The sequence below is a fragment of the Streptomyces sp. NPDC002181 genome (assembly GCF_042890485.1).
Lineage (GTDB): Bacteria > Actinomycetota > Actinomycetes > Streptomycetales > Streptomycetaceae > Streptomyces.
Map to the genome: position 1 here is coordinate 340,876 of NZ_JBIASC010000002.1, position 16,874 is coordinate 357,749.

A 16,874-nucleotide genomic window follows, 5' to 3' on the forward strand; every position below is an offset into this window, starting at 1 on the left:
CGCCCCGGTTACGGGGCTGCAGAGCAGTACAGCCGATCGGCGGCTCCCGGACAACCGTCAGGTGTGCAGGGCCCGCTCGTCCTCGACGTGGCCCTCCGGTTCCAGCTGGAGGGTGGAGTGGGCCGTGTCGAAGTGCTCGCCGACGCAGGCCTGGAGCCGGGCGAGCAGCTTCCCGTGCTCCTCGCCGCGCAGGGTCTCGGCGGCGACCACGACGTGCGCGGTGAGGACGGGCATGCCGGAGGTGACCGTCCAGGCGTGCAGATCGTGCACGGCCAGTACGCCGGGCTCCTCCAGGAGGTGTCTTCGCACCTCGGCCAGGTCCATGTCCTGCGGAGTGGCCTCCAGCAGGACGTGGGTGGCCTCGCGCAGCAGTCCGTAGGCGCGCGGGACGATGAGCAGGCCGATGACGATGGAGGCGATGGGGTCGGCGGCCTGCCAGCCGGTGATCAGGATGACCAGGCCGCCGATGATGACGGCGACGGAGCCGAGGGCGTCGCCGAGCACTTCGAGGTAGGCGCCGCGCAGGTTGAGGCTGTGCTCCTTGGCGTCGCGCAGCAGCCAGAGGCCGACGCCGTTGGCGGCCAGGCCCAGCACGGCGACGCCGAACATCAGCCCGCCCTTGACCTCGACGGGTTCGCTGAAGCGGCGGATGGCGGTGTAGAGGACCCAGACGAAGATCGCGAGGAGGAGCAGTGCGTTCAGGACGGCGGAGAAGATCTCGACCCGGTAGAAGCCGAAGGTGCGGCGCGGGGTCGGGGCGCGCTGGGCGAGGGTGACCGCGCCGAGCGCGAGGGAGACTCCGACGGCATCGGTGAGGCTGTGCGCGGCGTCGGCGAGGAGGGCGAGGCTGCCGGAGAGCACGGAGCCGACGACCTGGATCAGGGTGATCGTGGCGCTGATGCCGATGGTCCAGAGCAGGCGGGCACGGAACGTTCCGCTGACGGTCCCGGCGGCCGCCGAGGAAGCTCCGTGGTCGTGACCCATGATCAGATCCGATCACAGGAGGACCTCACGCGCCCGCCGGGCGTCCCCCACCTGGCCGAATGGACAAACGGGTGCCACATGTACAACTTATCCGGAATCCGACATTCCCCTGGCCATCCGGCAGAACTGGCGCATAATCGTCGCTACGCGGCTCGAATGAACCCTTGGCCGCGCATGGGACACGCATGCAATGGGGGGCATCGTGCCGATGAGGGATGCAGGCCGGGCCGGCACGCTGCCCGCGACGTCCGACGAGCTGTCGCGGCTGCTGACCGTCGTGCGGCGGGGGCGGGTGCTGACGGTCACGGGGTGGTTCCGGGAGCCGCGGAGCCGGCTGGTGCGGGAGATCGCCGAGCGGCTCTCGTCCAATTTCTGCGACGGCGCGGCCGTCGTCGCGATCGGCAGGCCCTTCGGCGTGCGCGAGCTGACGACCGCCCTGGGCTGCGTACCGGGCATGCCGATCCTGCCGTACGGGACGGCGGACCCCGTCTCCTGGCTCGCGGAGCGGGACATGCTCCTGGTCCTGGACGGCACCGAGCACCTCGCGCCGGAGGCGCTGGCCTGGCTGCGGCGCCTGCTGACGGCGGCCCCCGGGCTGCGCATCCTGGCCTCGGGCCGGTCCCCGCTGACCTTCGAGGGGGAGCGCGTCCACCGGCTCTGAGCACCCGCGCGCCCGGGCCCGGGCGCTCACCAGCGCGGTTCGGGCCCCCGCTGCCACTCCCCCGCCGGCAGACCCAGGATCACCTCGTCGACGAAGGCCCCCGCGACCCAGGCGGAGCTCCGCAAGGTGCCCTCCAGGGTGAAGCCCGCGCGGGTCGCGGCGCCGATCATGGCGGCGTTGTCGGCGAGCGTCTCCAGCTGGAGCCGGTGCAGCCCGCGGACGGTGAACCCGTAGTGGCACAGCAGCTGCACGACCTCCGCGCCCAGGCCCCGGCCGCGGGAGCCGGGCAGCAGGGAGATCCCCAGGTGACCGCCGCGGTTGTGGAGGTCGATGCCCCAGAGCGCGGCGTCGCCCGCGAGCGCTCCGGTGGCGGTTTCGAACACGGAGAAGAACGAGACGGTCTCGGAGGGGGCGGAGGGCTCGTACGGGGAGTGGCCGGTGCTCGGGGCTATCGGGCGCCACGGCCCCGCCTCGGCGCGCGAGCGGGTCGCCACGTCCTCGTACAGCCCGGCGTGGAGCACGGCTACGTCATCGGCGTGCCGGGCGCGCAGCCCGGCCAGAGTTCCCTGGATCACCAGGACTTCCTAGCCGTCGGCCGAACCGCCCCGCAACCGGGTTTCCGGTGCGCGACGGCGGCCGCGTACGGGTCCGCCCCGGTCGGCGGCTGCCGACCGGGGCGGAATCGATCGAGACGATCGGACCTCAGGCGAGGGAAGCGATCGCCTGGTTGAAGGTCGCGGACGGCCGCATGACCGCCGAGGCCTTCGCGGCGTCGGGCTGGTAGTACCCGCCGATCTCGGCCGGGGAGCCCTGGACGGCGATGAGCTCGCCGACGATCTTCTCCTCGGACTCGGCCAGCGTCTTGGCGAGCGGGTCGAACGCCGCGGCCAGCTTCGGGTCGTCGGTCTGGCGCGACAGCTCCTGCGCCCAGTACAGGGCGAGGTAGAAGTGGCTGCCGCGGTTGTCGATGCCGCCCAGCTTGCGGCTCGGCGACTTGTCCTCGTTGAGGAAGGTGCCGGTCGCGCGGTCCAGGGTGTCGGCCAGCACCTGGGCGCGGGCGTTGCCGGTGGTGGTCGCGAGGTGCTCGAAGGAGACGGCCAGCGCGAGGAACTCACCGAGGGAGTCCCAGCGCAGGTAGTTCTCCTTGACCAGCTGCTGGACGTGCTTGGGGGCGGAGCCGCCGGCGCCGGTCTCGAAGAGGCCGCCTCCGTTCATGAGCGGGACGACCGACAGCATCTTGGCGCTGGTGCCCAGCTCCAGGATCGGGAAGAGGTCCGTCAGGTAGTCGCGCAGCACGTTGCCGGTCACCGAGATGGTGTCCTCGCCGCGGCGGATGCGCTCCAGGGAGTACGCGGTGGCCTTGACCGGGGAGAGGATCTCGATGGTGAGACCGTCGGTGTCGTGGTCGGCGAGGTACGTCTTGACCTTGGCGATCAGCTGCGCGTCGTGCGCGCGGCCCTCGTCCAGCCAGAAGACGGCCGGGACGCCGGTGGCGCGGGCGCGGGTGACGGCGAGCTTGACCCAGTCCTGGATCGGGGCGTCCTTGGTCTGGCAGGCGCGGAAGATGTCGCCCTTGGCGACCTGCTGCTCCAGGACGACGTTGCCCTCGGCGTCGACGACGCGGACGGTGCCCGCGGCGGCGATCTCGAAGGTCTTGTCGTGGCTGCCGTACTCCTCGGCCTTCTGGGCCATGAGGCCGACGTTCGGCACCGAGCCCATGGTGGCCGGGTCGAAGGCGCCGTGCGCGCGGCAGTCGTCGATGACGGCCTGGTAGACGCCCGCGTAGCTGCTGTCCGGGAGGACGGCCAGGGTGTCGGCCTCGTTGCCGTCCGGGCCCCACATGTGGCCGGAGGTGCGGATCATGGCCGGCATGGAGGCGTCGACGATGACGTCGGACGGCACGTGCAGGTTGGTGATGCCCTTGTCCGAGTCGACCATCGCGAGGGCCGGGCCCTCGGCGATCTCGGCGTCGAAGGAGGCCTTGATCGCGTCGGCGTCGGAGAGCGCGCCCAGGCCGTTCAGGATGGTGCCGAGGCCGTCGTTCGGGGACAGGCCGGCGGCGGCCAGGGTCTCGCCGTAGCGGGCGAAGGTCTTCGGGAAGAAGGCGCGGACCACGTGGCCGAAGATGATCGGGTCGGAGACCTTCATCATCGTGGCCTTGAGGTGCACGGAGAACAGGACGTCCTCGGCCTTGGCGCGCTCGATCTGGTCGTTCAGGAAGGTGCGCAGCGCGTCGACGTGCAGGACGGACGCGTCCACGACCTCACCGGCCAGGACCGGTACGGACTCGCGCAGGACGGTGGCGGTGCCGTCGGCGGCGACGTGCTCGATGCGGAGCGTGCCGGCCTCGGTGACGACCGCGGACTTCTCGGTGGAGCGGAAGTCGTTCGCGCCCATGGTGGCCACGTTCGTCTTCGACCCGGAGGTCCAGGCGCCCATGCGGTGCGGGTGGGCCTTGGCGTAGTTCTTGACCGAGGCGGGGGCGCGGCGGTCGGAGTTGCCCTCGCGCAGGACCGGGTTGACGGCGCTGCCCTTGACCTTGTCGTAGCGGGCGCGGATCTCGCGCTCCTCGTCGGTCTTCGGGTCGTCCGGGTAGTCCGGGAGCGCGTAGCCCTGGCCCTGGAGCTCGGCGACCGCGGCCTTCAGCTGCGGGATCGAGGCCGAGATGTTGGGCAGCTTGATGATGTTCGCTTCCGGCGTCTTCGCCAGCTCGCCGAGCTCGGCGAGGGCGTCCGCGATCCGCTGGCCCTCTTCCAGGTGCTCCGGGAAGCTGGCGATGATCCGACCGGCCAGGGAGATGTCACGGGTCTCGACATTCACACCGGCCGTCGACGCGTAGGCCTGGATCACAGGCAGGAAGGAATACGTCGCGAGGGCCGGGGCCTCGTCAGTGTGCGTGTAGATGATGGTCGAGTCAGTCACCGGATGCTCCGCTCCACAGTCTGCGTCTCTCGTCTGCAACATTGCTCGACATCAAGATATCTCGTGATCGGGCCGGTCCGGACAGCCCCCTGCCCGAGTCCCGGGGAGACGCGCGTCACGCCCCGGCCCGCACGGCCCGCGGAACGGCGAAAGCGCCGCCCCGCGGCCGATTCCGGCCGGGGCGGCGCTCAGACGATCAGGCGTACGGGCCTGCTCAGGCGTGGACGGCCTTCGGGTTCGGGCCGTACTCGTTCGGCTGCGGCTGGCCCTCGATGGCCCAGAAGACGATCAGGGCGATCCAGCCGAGGACGGGGATGAAGTACAGCAGCAGCCACCAACCGGACTTGTTCGTGTCGTGCAGGCGACGGACCGCAAGGCCGAGAGCCGGCAGGAGGACCGCCAGGCTGTACAGGCCGGAGAGGATGCCGCCGGCGCCGATGACGGTGTCGATGATGCCGACGACGATCGAGACGGCGAAGTTGAACAGTACGAACATCCAGAACTCCTGGCGGCGGGCGCGGCCGGAGAAGACGACGTACTTCTTCAGGACGTCGGTGTAGTAGTTCATGGGTCCCCCCTGTGGACGGTTCGTCGGCCCGTCCTCGATGGAGCAAGCCGAGGCAGAACTTATGCCCCGCTTATGTGGTGGTCAAGCCACTTCACAACCCGCCGGAAGAGCCGCATTTCGCTGCTTCATCGACCAAAGTCACGGGCCTCGGGCGTCACTTGGAACCCACGGATCGCGTCGAGTCACAGCGCGTGACGAAACAGGGGAGATAGGTGCCATTTCGTGATGCCGGAGAGGCTTCCGAGTCACTCGTAGGCAACCCGCACGCCCCCTCGCCCCCGCCGGAGCACCCTCGTTCGCACCCACATCGTTACGGCTCCGCGACCCTGTCAGCCGCTGTCACGTACGCGCACGGCGTCCCGTGCCGGACCCTCGCACCGGCACGGGACGCCGTGAACTCACCTGCGGCTCAGCCGATGTGGAACGAGTCCCCGTAGACCTTCCAGTCCAGCGGGGTGTTGAGGTTCAGGTTGCCCTTCTTGAGGAAGACCCGCTGCGCGGTGTCGACACGGCTCGTGTCGCTGTGCGCCTCCTCCTGCTTCATCGCCCAGACCCGCGCGTCGAGGAAGGCGTTCAGCCAGGTGGTCTCGTTCCCGCCCTGGGCCGGGGGCTTGGCCTTGGACAGGGCCCGCTTGCGGATGTTGCGGAAGCTGGTGGAGTCGCCGCCGTCCCCGTGCATGACGATGGCGTCGTAGTACATGAACTGGCCGAGCGTGCCGACCCCGTCGGACTTGCCCTGGCCGACGGCCGGGTTGAAGTAGACCCGGTCGCGCTCGTGGTCCTGGGCCTTCTTGAACTCGGTGTCCTGCGCCGCCTTCGCCCAGTCCTTGGTGAAGTTCGGGTCGAGCCCCTTGTGCGAGTCCGTGCCGTCGACCTTCCGGAGGGCCGGCAGGTACTTGGCGAGCACGTTGCCCGGCTTCACGTCGGTGTAGTACTCGACGAGGTCGAGCATGTCGCCGGTGCCGGAACAGAAGCCGATGATCCCGGCCGTGTAGCCGCGGCCGTCGTCTATGTCCTCTATGTACTTGTACTGCGCCTTCCAGTCCAGGGAGGAGTTCTCCGCGCTGGAGACGATCTGCATGGCGATGTCCTTCTTCGCCGGGTCGTCGAGCCCGGTGGCCTTCGCCGACACCGCGGCGGCGGGCGCGACCGCGGGGGCGGCCGATGTCGCGTGGGCGGTGACCGGTACGGCGAGGAGGGCGCTGCCGAGCAGAGCGCCGATGGCGATTCTCTTGCGGTGGGGGGCGAACACAAGACCTCCATGGGGGAGTTGAGGCTTCGCGACTTCGTTAGGAAACTTTACTACCAGAGCTCGGGACAGCTCAATACCCCGCACGCCCTGCGCGCGACCGGGAGCAAAGGGTGCGACAACGCTGGTTCATCGACCAACGCGCGGGACGCGCGGTGGCCGGATTTCCGTACCCGGGACCAGTGCCCCCGGTCCCCGCGCACTTGGTTGACTGCGGGCACACCACGGAGAACGGCCCGGTGCCTGCGGCTCTCGCACCGGGCGGACCCGTGGGACGGAGGGGAGATCCCCGCGCCCCGATCGCGGTGTTCGGCGCGCGGGCCCCTGGCTCGAAAGGCTCGGAGCCGGCCGGCTCAGAGCCAGCCGTTGCGGCGGAAGCCCCGGTGGATGACGAAGCAGGCGAGGGCCATGACGCCGACCACGATGGGGTAGCCGTACGTCCAGTGCAGCTCGGGCATGTTGTCGAAGTTCATGCCGTAGATCCCGCAGACCATGGTCGGCACGGCCACGATGGCCGCCCACGCGGTGATCTTGCGCATGTCCTCGTTCTGCGCGACGGTCACCTGCGCGAGGTGCGCCTGGAGGATGGAGTCGAGCAGGGCGTCGTACCCGTTGATCTGGTCGGTGGCCCGGGTCAGGTGGTCGGCCACGTCGCGGAAGTAGGCGCGGACCTCCGCCGGGATCACCGGTATCGGCTGCGTGGCCAGGTGCTGGAGCGGGCGGCCCAGCGGGGCCACCGCCCGGCGCAGCTCCAGCAGTTCGCGCTTGAGCTGGTAGATGCGGCCCGCGTCGCCCCGGCCTCCGTACTCGCTGAACACCGCGGTCTCGACGGAGTCGATGTCGTTCTGCACCGCGTCCGTGACGGCCACGTAGTCGTCGACGACGTGGTCGGCGATCGCGTGCAGCACCGAGGCGGGCCCCTTGGCCAGTTGGCCGGGCGCCGCTTCCAGGCTCTCGCGGACCGGGCCCAGCGTGCCGTGACCGCCGTGCCGGATGGTGATGACGAAGTCGTCGCCGGTGAAGGCCATCAGCTCACCGGTCTCCACGACCTCGCTGGTCGCGGTGAGCTCCTCGTGCTCCACGTAGCGCACCGTCTTGAAGACGGAGAACAGGATGTCGTCGAACCGCTCCACCTTGGGGCGCTGGTGCGCGTTCACCGCGTCCTCGACGGCGAGGGGGTGCAGTCCGAACAGCTCGGCGAGCCCGGCGAGTTCCTCCCTGGTCGGTTCGTGCAGGCCGATCCAGACGAAGCCCTCCCCCGTCTTGCGCACCCGCCGCAGCGCCTCCTCCACCTCGGCACAGCCGTCCTGCCGTGCGCCGTCCACGTAGACCACGCAGTTGACCACCGCGCTGCCGAGCGGGGAGCGGGAGGGGTGGCTGAGGTCGACGGCGCGCCGGTAGCCGCGGCGCACGGCCCGGCGCAGGTTGCTGAACATGGACAACGGGGTACTTCCCTTCGGCGGATCAGCGGCCAGTCTGCCACCGCCGCCGGCCGGCCCCGTCAGACCCTGTCGATGAACACGCTCGTCGACTTCACCCGGGCCACGGCCTGCGCGCCGACCTCCAGGCCGAGCTCCTCCACGGCCTCCCGGGTCAGGAGCGACACGACGCGGTGCGGCCCGGCCTGGATCTCCACCTGGGCGTCGACCGTGCCGAGCTTCACGGCGGTGACGATGCCGGGGAAGGCGTTGCGCGCCGAGGTGTACGGGGCGTCCTCACCCTCGCCGGCCTCCTGTGCGGCCTGTACGCAGAACGCGGCCAGGTCCGGCCCGTCCACCATCCGCCGCGTGCCCTCCCGGCGGGTGGGGAAGCGCTCGGCGTCGGCCCAGCGGCGGGCCGTGTCGACGCTCACGCCGAGCAGCCGGGCGGCCTGGCCGATCGTGTAGGACTCCATGCCCGCAGCTTAGGGGGTGCCCCGCCGGATCCCGATCACCACCGGGTCCCGCTCACCACCGGGTCCCGCTCACCGCCGGATGCCGCTCACCGCCCCGCTCCCGTCCTGGCGCAGGGCCTCGGCCGCCGCGGCCGCCACCACCTCCGCCACCGTCGACAGCGCCGGGGAGTCGAGTTTCCACTGCTGCCAGTACAGCGGCACGTCCAGCGGACGGCTCGGCATCAGCAGTACCAGCCGTCCCGCGCGCACCAGCGGCTGCGACTGGGTCTCCGGCACGAGTCCCCAGCCCAGCCCGGCCGCCACCGCGTCACGGAACCCCTCCGAGGTCGGCACGTGGTGGCGCAGCGGCCCCGCCCCGGCGTCCTGATCGCCGGTCAGCGACCGTACGAACCCGTCCTGGAGCTCGTCCCGCCGGTCGAACACGATCACCGGGGCCTCCCGCAGGCCCCGTTCGGTGTCCCCGGCCAGGTACCGGGCCACGAACCCGGGGCTGGCCACCGGCAGGTACCGCGCCAGCCCCAGCCTCCGTACGGTGCACCCCGCCACCGGGTCGGGCGAGGAGGTGACCGCCGCCATCACCTGCCCCTCCCGCAGCAGGGCCGTCGTGTGTCCCTCGTCCTCCCGGTGCAGCTCGAAGAAGACCGGCGGGTCCTGCGGCACCCGCGTGAGCGCCGGCAGGAACCAGGTGGCCAGCGAGTCCGCGTTGACGGCGATCGGCAGCCGCACCGGGCCGCCCGATTCCTGGGCCATTCCGAGCTCGGCGCGCGCGTCCCGCTCCAGCCGGGCCAGCTGCCGGGCGAAGCGGACCACCACCTGTCCGGATTCGGTCGCCCGTACGGGCTTCGTCCGCATCAGCAGCACCCGGCCGGTTCGCTGCTCCAGCGCCTTGACCCGCTGGCTCACGGCGGAGGGGGTCACGTGCAGGGCCGCGGCCGCGGCGTCGAAGGTGCCCTCGTCGACCACCGCGAGCAGGGTCCGTACCTGGTCCAGGGGGAGTTCGTCCATCACGAACGCTAAGGGTACGTAAAAATCTTTAGCTGTACTAAAGCAACACCACTGCTTACGGTCGAAGACATGACACACGGCATCATCGCGGCGGCCCTCGCCGGCTTCGGCACCGGACTCTCCCTCATCGTCGCCATCGGCGCGCAGAACGCCTTCGTCCTGCGGCAGGGGGTGCGCCGGCACGCCGTCCTCGCCGTGGTCGCGATCTGCGCCGTCTCCGACGCGGTCCTCATCGCCCTCGGCGTCGCCGGGGTCGGCGCCTTCGTGACCGCCTGGCCGGCCGCCCTGACCGCGGTCGCCATCGCCGGCGGCACTTTCCTGATCGCCTACGGGTTCCTCGCCGCCCGGCGGGTGCTGCGGCCCGCCCCCGGCGCGGCCCTGGGCACCGAGGGCGCGGCCGCCGGCTCGCGCCGCGGGGCCGTGCTGGCCTGTCTGGCCATGACCTGGCTCAATCCGCACGTCTACCTGGACACCGTCCTGCTGCTCGGCTCCCTCGCCTCCGACCGCGGGGACCTGCGCTGGGCCTTCGGCGTCGGGGCCGGGCTGGCCAGCCTGGTCTGGTTCGCCGCCCTCGGCTACGGCGCCCGGCTGCTGAGCGGCCCGCTGGCGCGCCCCTCGGCCTGGCGGGTGCTGGACGGGCTGGTCGCGGCGACCATGGTCACGATGGGCGGGATGCTCCTGGCCCGGGCCTGAGCGGCGAGCGCGGCGGGCCCGCGCGGGGCAGGGGTCCGCCCCGTACGGTGGCACGACCAGACACGAGGAGCCCGCTTTGCCCGACCGCCCCTCCGACCGACCGGCCGAGCGCCCCTCTGACCGCCCCTCCGACCGCCCCTCCGACCGGCCGGCCGAGCGCCCCTCCCCCGACGAGGTCCGCCTGTACTACGCCGCCCGGCCGTCCCCGCTCGTCGCCGCCACCGCGATCGTTCTGGACTCCGCCGGGCGGGTCCTCGTACTGGCGCCCCCGCACCGGGCGGACGCGGAGCTTCCGGGCGCCGCCGTCGAGGACACGCAGACCCCGGAGGAGGCCCTGGCCCGCGGGCTGGAGGAGGAGCTGGGCCTGACCGCGCCGATCGGCCGGCTGCTCGCCGTGGAATCCCGGCGGCCCGGCTCCCTCGGCCGCTCCCTCATCGCCCACGTCCACCTCGTCGGCCCGCTCCCGGCGAAGCGGGCCGGCGCGCTCTCCTCCGCGGGCGGGGAGCCCGCCGGAGCCCGGTGGCTCGCGCCGGAGGAGGCGTACGCGGTGCTGCCCGCCCGGCTCGCGCCCCGGCTGCGCGCCGGTCTGGCCGCCCTGTACGCCGGCTCCCTGGCGCACCTCGTCGACGGGGTGCCACAGCCCGGCTCCCCCGCCGGCCTGGACCCGCGGCGGCGTACCGCCCTGGAGCACGCCGGGTCCTTCGACGCCGCGAGCCACCGGGCCGCCCGCCCCAAGGCCATCACCGCCGCGAGCGTGCTGTTCACCGACTCCGCGGGCCGGATCCTGCTGGTGGAGCCCTCGTACGGAAGCTCGGGGCGCTGGAACCTGCCGGGCGGCGGGATCGACAGCGACCTCGGCGAGACCCCGCGGGCCGCCGCCCGCCGGGAAGTGCGGGAGGAGCTCGGCCTCGACCTCGCGCCGGGCCGGCTGCTCGGCGTCAACTGGGCCCACAAGCCCGGCTACCCGGCCCGCATCCGCTTCCTCTACGACGGCGGTGTCCTGGACGCAGCCGCCCTGGCCCGGATCCGGCTCGCCCCCTTCGAGCTGCTGCGCTGGCGGGCCGTGACCGCCGGCGAGCTGCGCACGCTGGTCAAACCCTCCCTGCGCCGCCAGATCGAGGCCTGCCTGCGCGCCCGCGCCGAGGGCACGGGACCGGTGGAGCTCCACGCCGGCCGCCCGGCCGGCGCCCCGCGCAAGAGCAAGGAGAAGGAGAAGGAGAAGGGGAGGGCGAAGGACAGGAAGACGAAGGGGAAACGGTAGGGGAAACGAACGCGGCACTGGTCCATCCGGACGGCGTCATGGCGTGGCGCGCGGGTGAGCGGGCGCTCTCGCGCATCGTCGAAGCAGACAGTCCACGCACACGCGTACGCCCTCTCGCCGGCGAGAACGCGCGGAACCCATGGAGTCCCCCATGTCCGCAGAGCCGCCCCGTCCCGGAACCAGCACCGCTTCCGCCGTCCCCGACGCCGCGGCGCCGCCCGATCCGCGCCGCTGGTGGATCCTGGCCGTCATCGGCCTCGCCCAGCTCATGGTCGTCCTCGACGCGACCATCGTGAACATCGCCCTGCCCTCGGCCCAGGCCGGACTCGGGTTCTCCGACGACCAGCGGCAATGGGTGGTGACCTCCTACGCGATCACCTTCGGCAGCCTGCTGCTGCTCGGCGGACGGCTGGCCGACAAGTTCGGCCGCCGCCGGGCCTTCCTCGTCGGGCAGATCGGCTTCGCGGCGGCATCCGCGCTCGGCGGCGCCGCGGCCACCTTCGGGGTCCTCGTCACGGCCCGCGGCCTGCAAGGGGTGTTCGCGGCGCTGCTGGCTCCGGCCGCGCTCTCACTGCTGACCACGACGTTCGCGGCCCCCGCCGAACGGGCCAAGGCCTTCGGCGTGTTCGGATCGCTCGCCGCGTCCGGGGGCGCCGTGGGGCTGCTGCTGGGCGGTGTCCTCACCGAGCACCTGAGCTGGCGCTCGACGATGTACGTGAACCTCGTGTTCGCCGCCGTCGCCGTCACCGGCGGCGTGCTGTGGCTGAAGCGGCCCGCGCCCACCACGCCTCCCCGGCTGGACCTGCCGGGCACGGTGCTGGCGTCGTCCGGGCTGTTCTGTCTGGTCTACGGGCTCGCCACGGCCGGTCCCCGCGGCTGGGAGTCGGAGCACACGCTGGGCTTCCTGGTCGCCTCCGGGCTGCTGCTCGCCGCATTCGTCTGGTGGCAGCGGCGCAGCGCGCACCCGCTGCTGCCCCTGCGGATCGTGCTCGACCGGGTCCGGGGCACGGCCCTGGCGTCCGTGTTCATCACCGGGGTCGGCATGTTCGGGGTGTTCCTGTTCCTGACGTACTACCTCCAGCACGCCCGCGGCTACAGCCCGGCCCTGACCGGGCTGGCCTTCATGCCGATGTCCTGCTGCACCATGATCAGCGCGATCGGCAGCAACACGGGGCTGCTGGGCAGGATCGGCGGGCGTCCGCGCATCGTCGTCGGGATGCTGCTGTCGGCGTGCGGCATGGCCTGGCTGTCGACCCTCACGGCAACCGGCCCGTACGTCGTCGACGTGCTGCCGGGCCAGGTGGCCACGGGGCTGGGCATGGGTCTCATCACGGCGGCCGCCATGAACCTCGGCACGGCCGGCATCGACCCGCGGGACGCGGGAGTCGGCTCCGCGACGGTCAACGCCATGCGGCAGACCGGCGGCTCCGTCGGCACGGCGCTCATGAGCACCCTTGCCGCCGGAGCCGTCGCCCGCTCCCTGGCAGGACGGCAGCCCACGCCGGAACTGATGGCGCGGGCTGCCCTGGAGGGATATCACACGGTCTTCACGGCATCGGCGGGCATCTTCGCCGCCGGTGCGGTGCTGACCCTGTTCCTGCTTCCCGGCGGCCTGTCGATGGAGCGCGCGCACGGCGCGCCCGCGGGCCGCCGACCGTCAGCGGGGTGAGTGCCCGGCGGACGCGGGCGCCGCCGGCTTGGCGGGGGCGGTGGAGTCGGCGGGCTTGGCGGGGGTGGCCGGGCCCGCCTCGGTGTTCGCGCAGTTCGACAGCGAGCTGCGGACCCGGTCGCCGGTCGAGAAGTGCCTGATCCGGCAGGAGTTGGTCCCGATCCCGCCGTCGACCTGGCCGTAGCCGGGGCCGATCGTCAGGACCGTGTCGTTCAGACCGCGGACCGTGTCGTTGCCCGGGCCGCCCTGGACGATGCCCGCGGACTCGGCGCCGACCGACTTGGGCTCGATGACGTCGTTCTCGCTGCCGCCGAGGACCCGGCCGCCGAGGTCGACGTTGCCCGTGCGGATCAGGTCGCTGCCGTCGTTGCCGAAGACCTGGCCGCCGCCGCGCTCGTAGTCTCCGGGCGCACCCATGACGCTGCCCGTGGTGATCTTGTCGTCGCCGTGGTCGCCGTAGACGCTGGCGCCGTGCGCCGCCGTGCCCACGACGAGGGCGGTGATGATGGTGTCGTTGCCCGCGCCGCCGCGCACCGAGGAGTTGCCGTACTTCGGGGCGAGGTTGTTGACCTGGAGGGTGTCGTCACCCTCGCCGCCGAGCAGCTGGGCGTCGATCAGCATGCCCTTGACGCGGATGTTGTCGTTGCCGCCGCCGCCGTCGATGATGACGTTCTCGACGTCGTTCTCGCACGTGATCGTGTCGACGCCCTCCGTGCCCCTCACCACCGACAGGCCGGACCTCACCTCGACACCGTTGAGGTAGCACCAGTAGGACGGCAGGGAGCGGGCGGCCTGTGCCGGGGCCGCGGCGACCGAGGCACTGGCGGCGATCATGGTCGCGAGGACGTACGTGGCGGTGCGAAGTTTGCGGCGCGTGCGCAGCATGAATTCTCCCGAGAATGGTGTGCGTTTGGGTGAGGGGTGTTGCCGTGGTGGTCAGGACAGCTCGTGGCGCAGCGGCGTGAGCTGTTCGATGTCGTAGCGCTTCCGGAGTGCGTGGACCGCGGCGGGATCCGGGGTGGCGCTCGTGTCGAGCAGTTCGAGGAGCTCCTCGAAGTACCGCTCGTGATCGGGGGGCGGGGAGGCCTGGAAGAACATCCGGGCCGGTTCGCCGGTGGGGTTCGCGAAGGCGTGCGGACAACCGGGCGGAACCACGATGACGGTTCCTGGCGTGGCACGGACGACCTGGCGTCCGTCGAGCGCCTCCCAGTGTCGCCAGTCGTCCCCGGAACGGACGCGAGGCTCGAAGGCCATGACGTCGAGTTCACCCTCCAGGACGTAGAAGAGCTCCTCACTACGGGTGTGCAGGTGTGCCCCCACGTCGAACCCGGGCGGTACGACGACCTCGAAGCTGGAGGCCACCGTGGAGTGCTCCCCGGTGACCTTGAACGTGACCTGCTGGGCGTCGGTGTGCAGCTTGCGGCCGTGACCCGGTGGCACGAGCAGCCCGTCGCGGGCGACGTGCGCGGTCATGACCAGGTCACGGGCAGACCTTCGGGCCCGCGGATGAGGGCCCCCGGCCGCCAGCGCAGTTCCTTCACGGGGACGCTGAAGCGCAGGTCCGCGAAGCGGTCCAGGAGGGCGTCCACCATCAGCTCGGATTCGAGGCGGGCGAGCATGTTCCCGGGGCAGAAGTGGGGTCCGTACCCGAAGGAGACGTGCGGGTTGGGGCTGCGCTCCAGGTCCAGCTCGTGGGGGTCGGGGAAGACCTCCGGGTCGCGGTTGGCCGCGAGGTACGACACGTAGATCGCCTCGCCCGCCCGGATGAGCTGGCCGGCCACCGTCACGTCCTCAAGGGCGATCCGGGAGAGGCCGACGGCGTTGCGGTGCGGGATGTAGCGCAGCAGCTCGTTGATGGCCGAGGGCCGCAGGGCGGGGTCGCTGCGCATCCGGTCCATCAGGTCCGGCCGGGTGAGCAGGATGTAGACCATGTTGCCCACGTTGTTGGTGACGGCCTCGCCCCCGATCTGGAGGAGCAGGGCGAGGCCGGTGGCCTCCTCGGCGGTGACCTCGCCCGCCTCGATGGCCTTCACCAGGAGCCCGATGACGCTGTCGCCGCCGGCGACCTCCCCGGTGCGCATGCGCCCGCCCAGGTAGGCGCACATGTCGTTCTTCGCCTGTTCGCTGCGTTCGGCGCCCTGGGCGGAGGAGAGGATGAGCGTGGTCCATTCGTGGACCCTGGGCCGGTCCTCCTCCGGTACGCCCATCAGCTCGCACACGACGGCGAGCGGGAAGGGCGCCAGCAGGCGTTCGGTCAGGTCGACGGGCGGTCCGTCGCGCAGGATGCCTTCCACGTAGCCGTCGAGCATCTCCTTCGCACGGGTGCGCAGGCGCTCCACCCCGGGGGTGGTGAAGGCCGCGCCGACCGTACGCCGCAGCCGGGTGTGGTCGGGCGGGTCCTCGAACCCGACCGCACCCGGTGCGGGGATGAAGTGCGGGGCCAGGCGGGTGACATCGTGTTCCACGACCAGCTTGCGGCTGAACCGGGGATCGTTGGCCACCGTGCGCACGTCTTCGTACCCGCAGACGAGCCAGGCCCACCCGCTTCCGTTGGGCATCCGGATCCGGGTGATCGGACCGGCCCGCATGAGCTCGGCGAGGACGGGGTCGAAGTCGACCCCGTCCAGAGCCGGGGTGGGCCAGTGCGTGATGGGTGGCCTTGAGGTTGCGGGGCCGTCCTTCAGCATTCTTTGGATTCCTCCCTCACCCGGTCCTCATTCCGAGGTCCAGCTGCCCAGTGAGATCTCCGCGGTGATGCCCGGGCCGAATCCGGCCAGCAGGCCCCGCGCGGCGTCGGCGGTGCCGTTCTCGTCGAACATGCGGCGCAGTGCGTCCAGGACGACGGCGCTTGCGATGTTGCCGTACTCGGTCAGTGTGGCCCGACTGAAGCGGAATGCCTCGGGTGCCACACCGAGGTACTTGCTGAGGTCGTCCAGGATGCGCGGTCCGCCGGCGTGGATGATGTAGAAATCCAGCGCGGCGGCGTCCCAGCCATGGAGCTTGGCCAGGTCCTTGAGGGACGGCGCGAGCGGTTCCATCGTCCCCGGGACCCGCCGGTCGAGCTTGAAGTGGAACCCGGTGGACTTGACGTCGTACATGATCCAGTCCTCCGTCTGGGGGATGATGTACGAGCTGTTGCGGTGCAGTTGCATGCCGGTTCCGCCCCGGCCGCGGACGACGGCCGCGCCCACTCCGTCGCCGAACAGGCCGTTGGAGAGCAGGTTGCCGACCTCCAGGTCGGCGGGCTGGTAGCACAGCGAGCAGAGCTCGCAGGACACGATCAGCGCGTTCGCCTCGGGGTAGGCGAGGCAGAAGTCGTGGGCCCGGTTGACGGCGGCGCCGCCCGCCGCACAGCCCAGCTGGGCGATGGGCAGCTGCCGCGTGTCCGTCCGGAACCCCAGCGCGTTGATCATCCAAGCGGTCAGCGAGGGCATCATGAAGCCCGTGCACGACACGTAGATGATCATGTCGATGTCCTGGGCCCGCAGCTGGGCGTCCTCCAGCGCCTGCCGCACCACCGCGGGGACCCGCCGCTTGGCCTCGGCCTCGTACACGGCGTTGCGCGATTCGAAACCGGGGTGCTTGAGCGTTTCCTCGATGGGTTGCACGATGTGCCGCTTCGCGACGCCGGTGTTGCGGATCAGGCGCAGCGCCAGGTCGAGCTGCGGATGGTCCGCGTGTACGGACCGGCACAGATCAAGGGTCTGCTCCATCGTGATCACGTGCTCGGGCACGGACACCGTTGGCCTGCACAGAGTCGCCATGGGTGGCTCTCCTTTCGTGTCTGACACAGCCTCATCGACCTCCGCCGGATGCGCGCGCGGGACTACGGCGTTGGAGACATGAGCCAATCCGGTGACGCTGCGCCGTGGAGGCAGCGGAGCGCGTGACGTGAGGGAAGGGATGGCCGTGCCGATTTCCCGCGGAATCGCGCCTCGGGGGGTGACATCCACGCAGGGAGATGAACC

16 protein-coding genes are annotated in these 16,874 nt (G+C 71.5%); 4 read left to right on the plus strand and 12 right to left on the minus strand.

Annotation, left to right across the window (positions count from 1 at the left end; all coding sequences use genetic code 11):
- Positions 1 to 57: 57 nt before the first annotated feature.
- Positions 58 to 984, minus strand: coding sequence for a cation diffusion facilitator family transporter (locus ACFYXV_RS07740; protein ID WP_385465716.1), 927 nt, complete (start codon positions 982 to 984; stop codon positions 58 to 60).
- A gap of 208 nt (positions 985 to 1,192) precedes the next feature.
- Between ACFYXV_RS07740 and ACFYXV_RS07745 the strand changes: the two genes are divergently transcribed.
- Positions 1,193 to 1,645: a hypothetical protein gene (locus ACFYXV_RS07745; RefSeq protein ID WP_385465719.1), complete on the plus strand. Its 453-nt coding sequence runs from the start codon at positions 1,193 to 1,195 to the stop codon at positions 1,643 to 1,645.
- Between the two features lie 26 nt (positions 1,646 to 1,671).
- Here ACFYXV_RS07745 and ACFYXV_RS07750 read toward each other — a convergent pair whose 3' ends face one another.
- From ACFYXV_RS07750 to ACFYXV_RS07780, 7 genes are all read right to left on the minus strand, one after another.
- Positions 1,672 to 2,220, minus strand: coding sequence for a GNAT family N-acetyltransferase (locus tag ACFYXV_RS07750; protein ID WP_389382312.1), 549 nt, complete (start codon positions 2,218 to 2,220; stop codon positions 1,672 to 1,674).
- Between the two features lie 127 nt (positions 2,221 to 2,347).
- Entirely contained in the window at positions 2,348 to 4,567 is a 2,220-nt protein-coding gene (locus tag ACFYXV_RS07755; RefSeq protein WP_385465725.1) for an NADP-dependent isocitrate dehydrogenase, read from the minus strand.
- Positions 4,568 to 4,781: 214 nt separating this feature from the next.
- Positions 4,782 to 5,135, minus strand: a complete 354-nt coding sequence (locus tag ACFYXV_RS07760) for a DUF805 domain-containing protein (protein ID WP_389382313.1) — start codon at positions 5,133 to 5,135, stop codon at positions 4,782 to 4,784.
- A gap of 409 nt (positions 5,136 to 5,544) precedes the next feature.
- Entirely contained in the window at positions 5,545 to 6,387 is an 843-nt protein-coding gene (locus tag ACFYXV_RS07765; protein ID WP_389382314.1) for a chitosanase, read from the minus strand.
- 350 nt (positions 6,388 to 6,737) lie between these two features.
- Complete coding sequence (corA, locus tag ACFYXV_RS07770) at positions 6,738 to 7,820, minus strand: magnesium/cobalt transporter CorA (RefSeq protein WP_385475550.1); 1,083 nt, start codon at positions 7,818 to 7,820, stop codon at positions 6,738 to 6,740.
- Positions 7,821 to 7,885: 65 nt separating this feature from the next.
- Positions 7,886 to 8,278 (minus strand): TOBE domain-containing protein, encoded by a 393-nt coding sequence (locus ACFYXV_RS07775; RefSeq protein ID WP_366102013.1) that lies wholly within the window; start codon positions 8,276 to 8,278, stop codon positions 7,886 to 7,888.
- 69 nt (positions 8,279 to 8,347) lie between these two features.
- A complete protein-coding gene (locus ACFYXV_RS07780) occupies positions 8,348 to 9,283 on the minus strand; it encodes a LysR family transcriptional regulator ArgP (RefSeq protein ID WP_389382469.1) in 936 nt (311 codons plus the stop codon).
- 69 nt (positions 9,284 to 9,352) lie between these two features.
- Here ACFYXV_RS07780 and ACFYXV_RS07785 point away from each other — a divergent pair, with 69 nt between their 5' ends.
- From ACFYXV_RS07785 to ACFYXV_RS07795, 3 genes are all read left to right on the plus strand, one after another.
- Positions 9,353 to 9,976, plus strand: a complete 624-nt coding sequence (locus ACFYXV_RS07785; protein WP_385475546.1) for a LysE/ArgO family amino acid transporter — start codon at positions 9,353 to 9,355, stop codon at positions 9,974 to 9,976.
- Positions 9,977 to 10,052: 76 nt separating this feature from the next.
- Positions 10,053 to 11,237 carry an NUDIX domain-containing protein gene (locus ACFYXV_RS07790; protein WP_389382315.1) on the plus strand — a complete coding sequence of 395 codons (1,185 nt, stop codon included), beginning with the start codon at positions 10,053 to 10,055 and terminating at the stop codon, positions 11,235 to 11,237.
- 151 nt (positions 11,238 to 11,388) lie between these two features.
- Positions 11,389 to 12,906, plus strand: a complete 1,518-nt coding sequence (locus ACFYXV_RS07795) for an MFS transporter (protein WP_389382316.1) — start codon at positions 11,389 to 11,391, stop codon at positions 12,904 to 12,906.
- On the opposite strand, the gene ACFYXV_RS07800 is transcribed toward ACFYXV_RS07795, so the two are convergent.
- The 4 genes from ACFYXV_RS07800 to ACFYXV_RS07815 are packed head-to-tail and all read right to left on the minus strand — an operon-like array spanning position 12,895 to position 16,670.
- The gene (locus ACFYXV_RS07800; protein ID WP_385475540.1) at positions 12,895 to 13,791 is read right to left on the minus strand and encodes a hypothetical protein; all 897 of its coding nucleotides are present in this window, start codon (positions 13,789 to 13,791) and stop codon (positions 12,895 to 12,897) included. The two genes, ACFYXV_RS07795 and ACFYXV_RS07800, sit on opposite strands and share 12 nt — an antisense overlap.
- 51 nt (positions 13,792 to 13,842) lie before the next feature.
- The gene (locus tag ACFYXV_RS07805; protein ID WP_359181917.1) at positions 13,843 to 14,379 is read right to left on the minus strand and encodes a cupin domain-containing protein; all 537 of its coding nucleotides are present in this window, start codon (positions 14,377 to 14,379) and stop codon (positions 13,843 to 13,845) included.
- The gene (locus ACFYXV_RS07810) at positions 14,376 to 15,593 is read right to left on the minus strand and encodes a cytochrome P450 (RefSeq protein WP_385475538.1); all 1,218 of its coding nucleotides are present in this window, start codon (positions 15,591 to 15,593) and stop codon (positions 14,376 to 14,378) included. The genes ACFYXV_RS07805 and ACFYXV_RS07810 overlap by 4 nt, the downstream gene beginning before the upstream one ends.
- A 27-nt stretch (positions 15,594 to 15,620) precedes the next feature.
- The gene (locus tag ACFYXV_RS07815) at positions 15,621 to 16,670 is read right to left on the minus strand and encodes a type III polyketide synthase (RefSeq protein ID WP_383338528.1); all 1,050 of its coding nucleotides are present in this window, start codon (positions 16,668 to 16,670) and stop codon (positions 15,621 to 15,623) included.
- Positions 16,671 to 16,874: the final 204 nt, after the last annotated feature.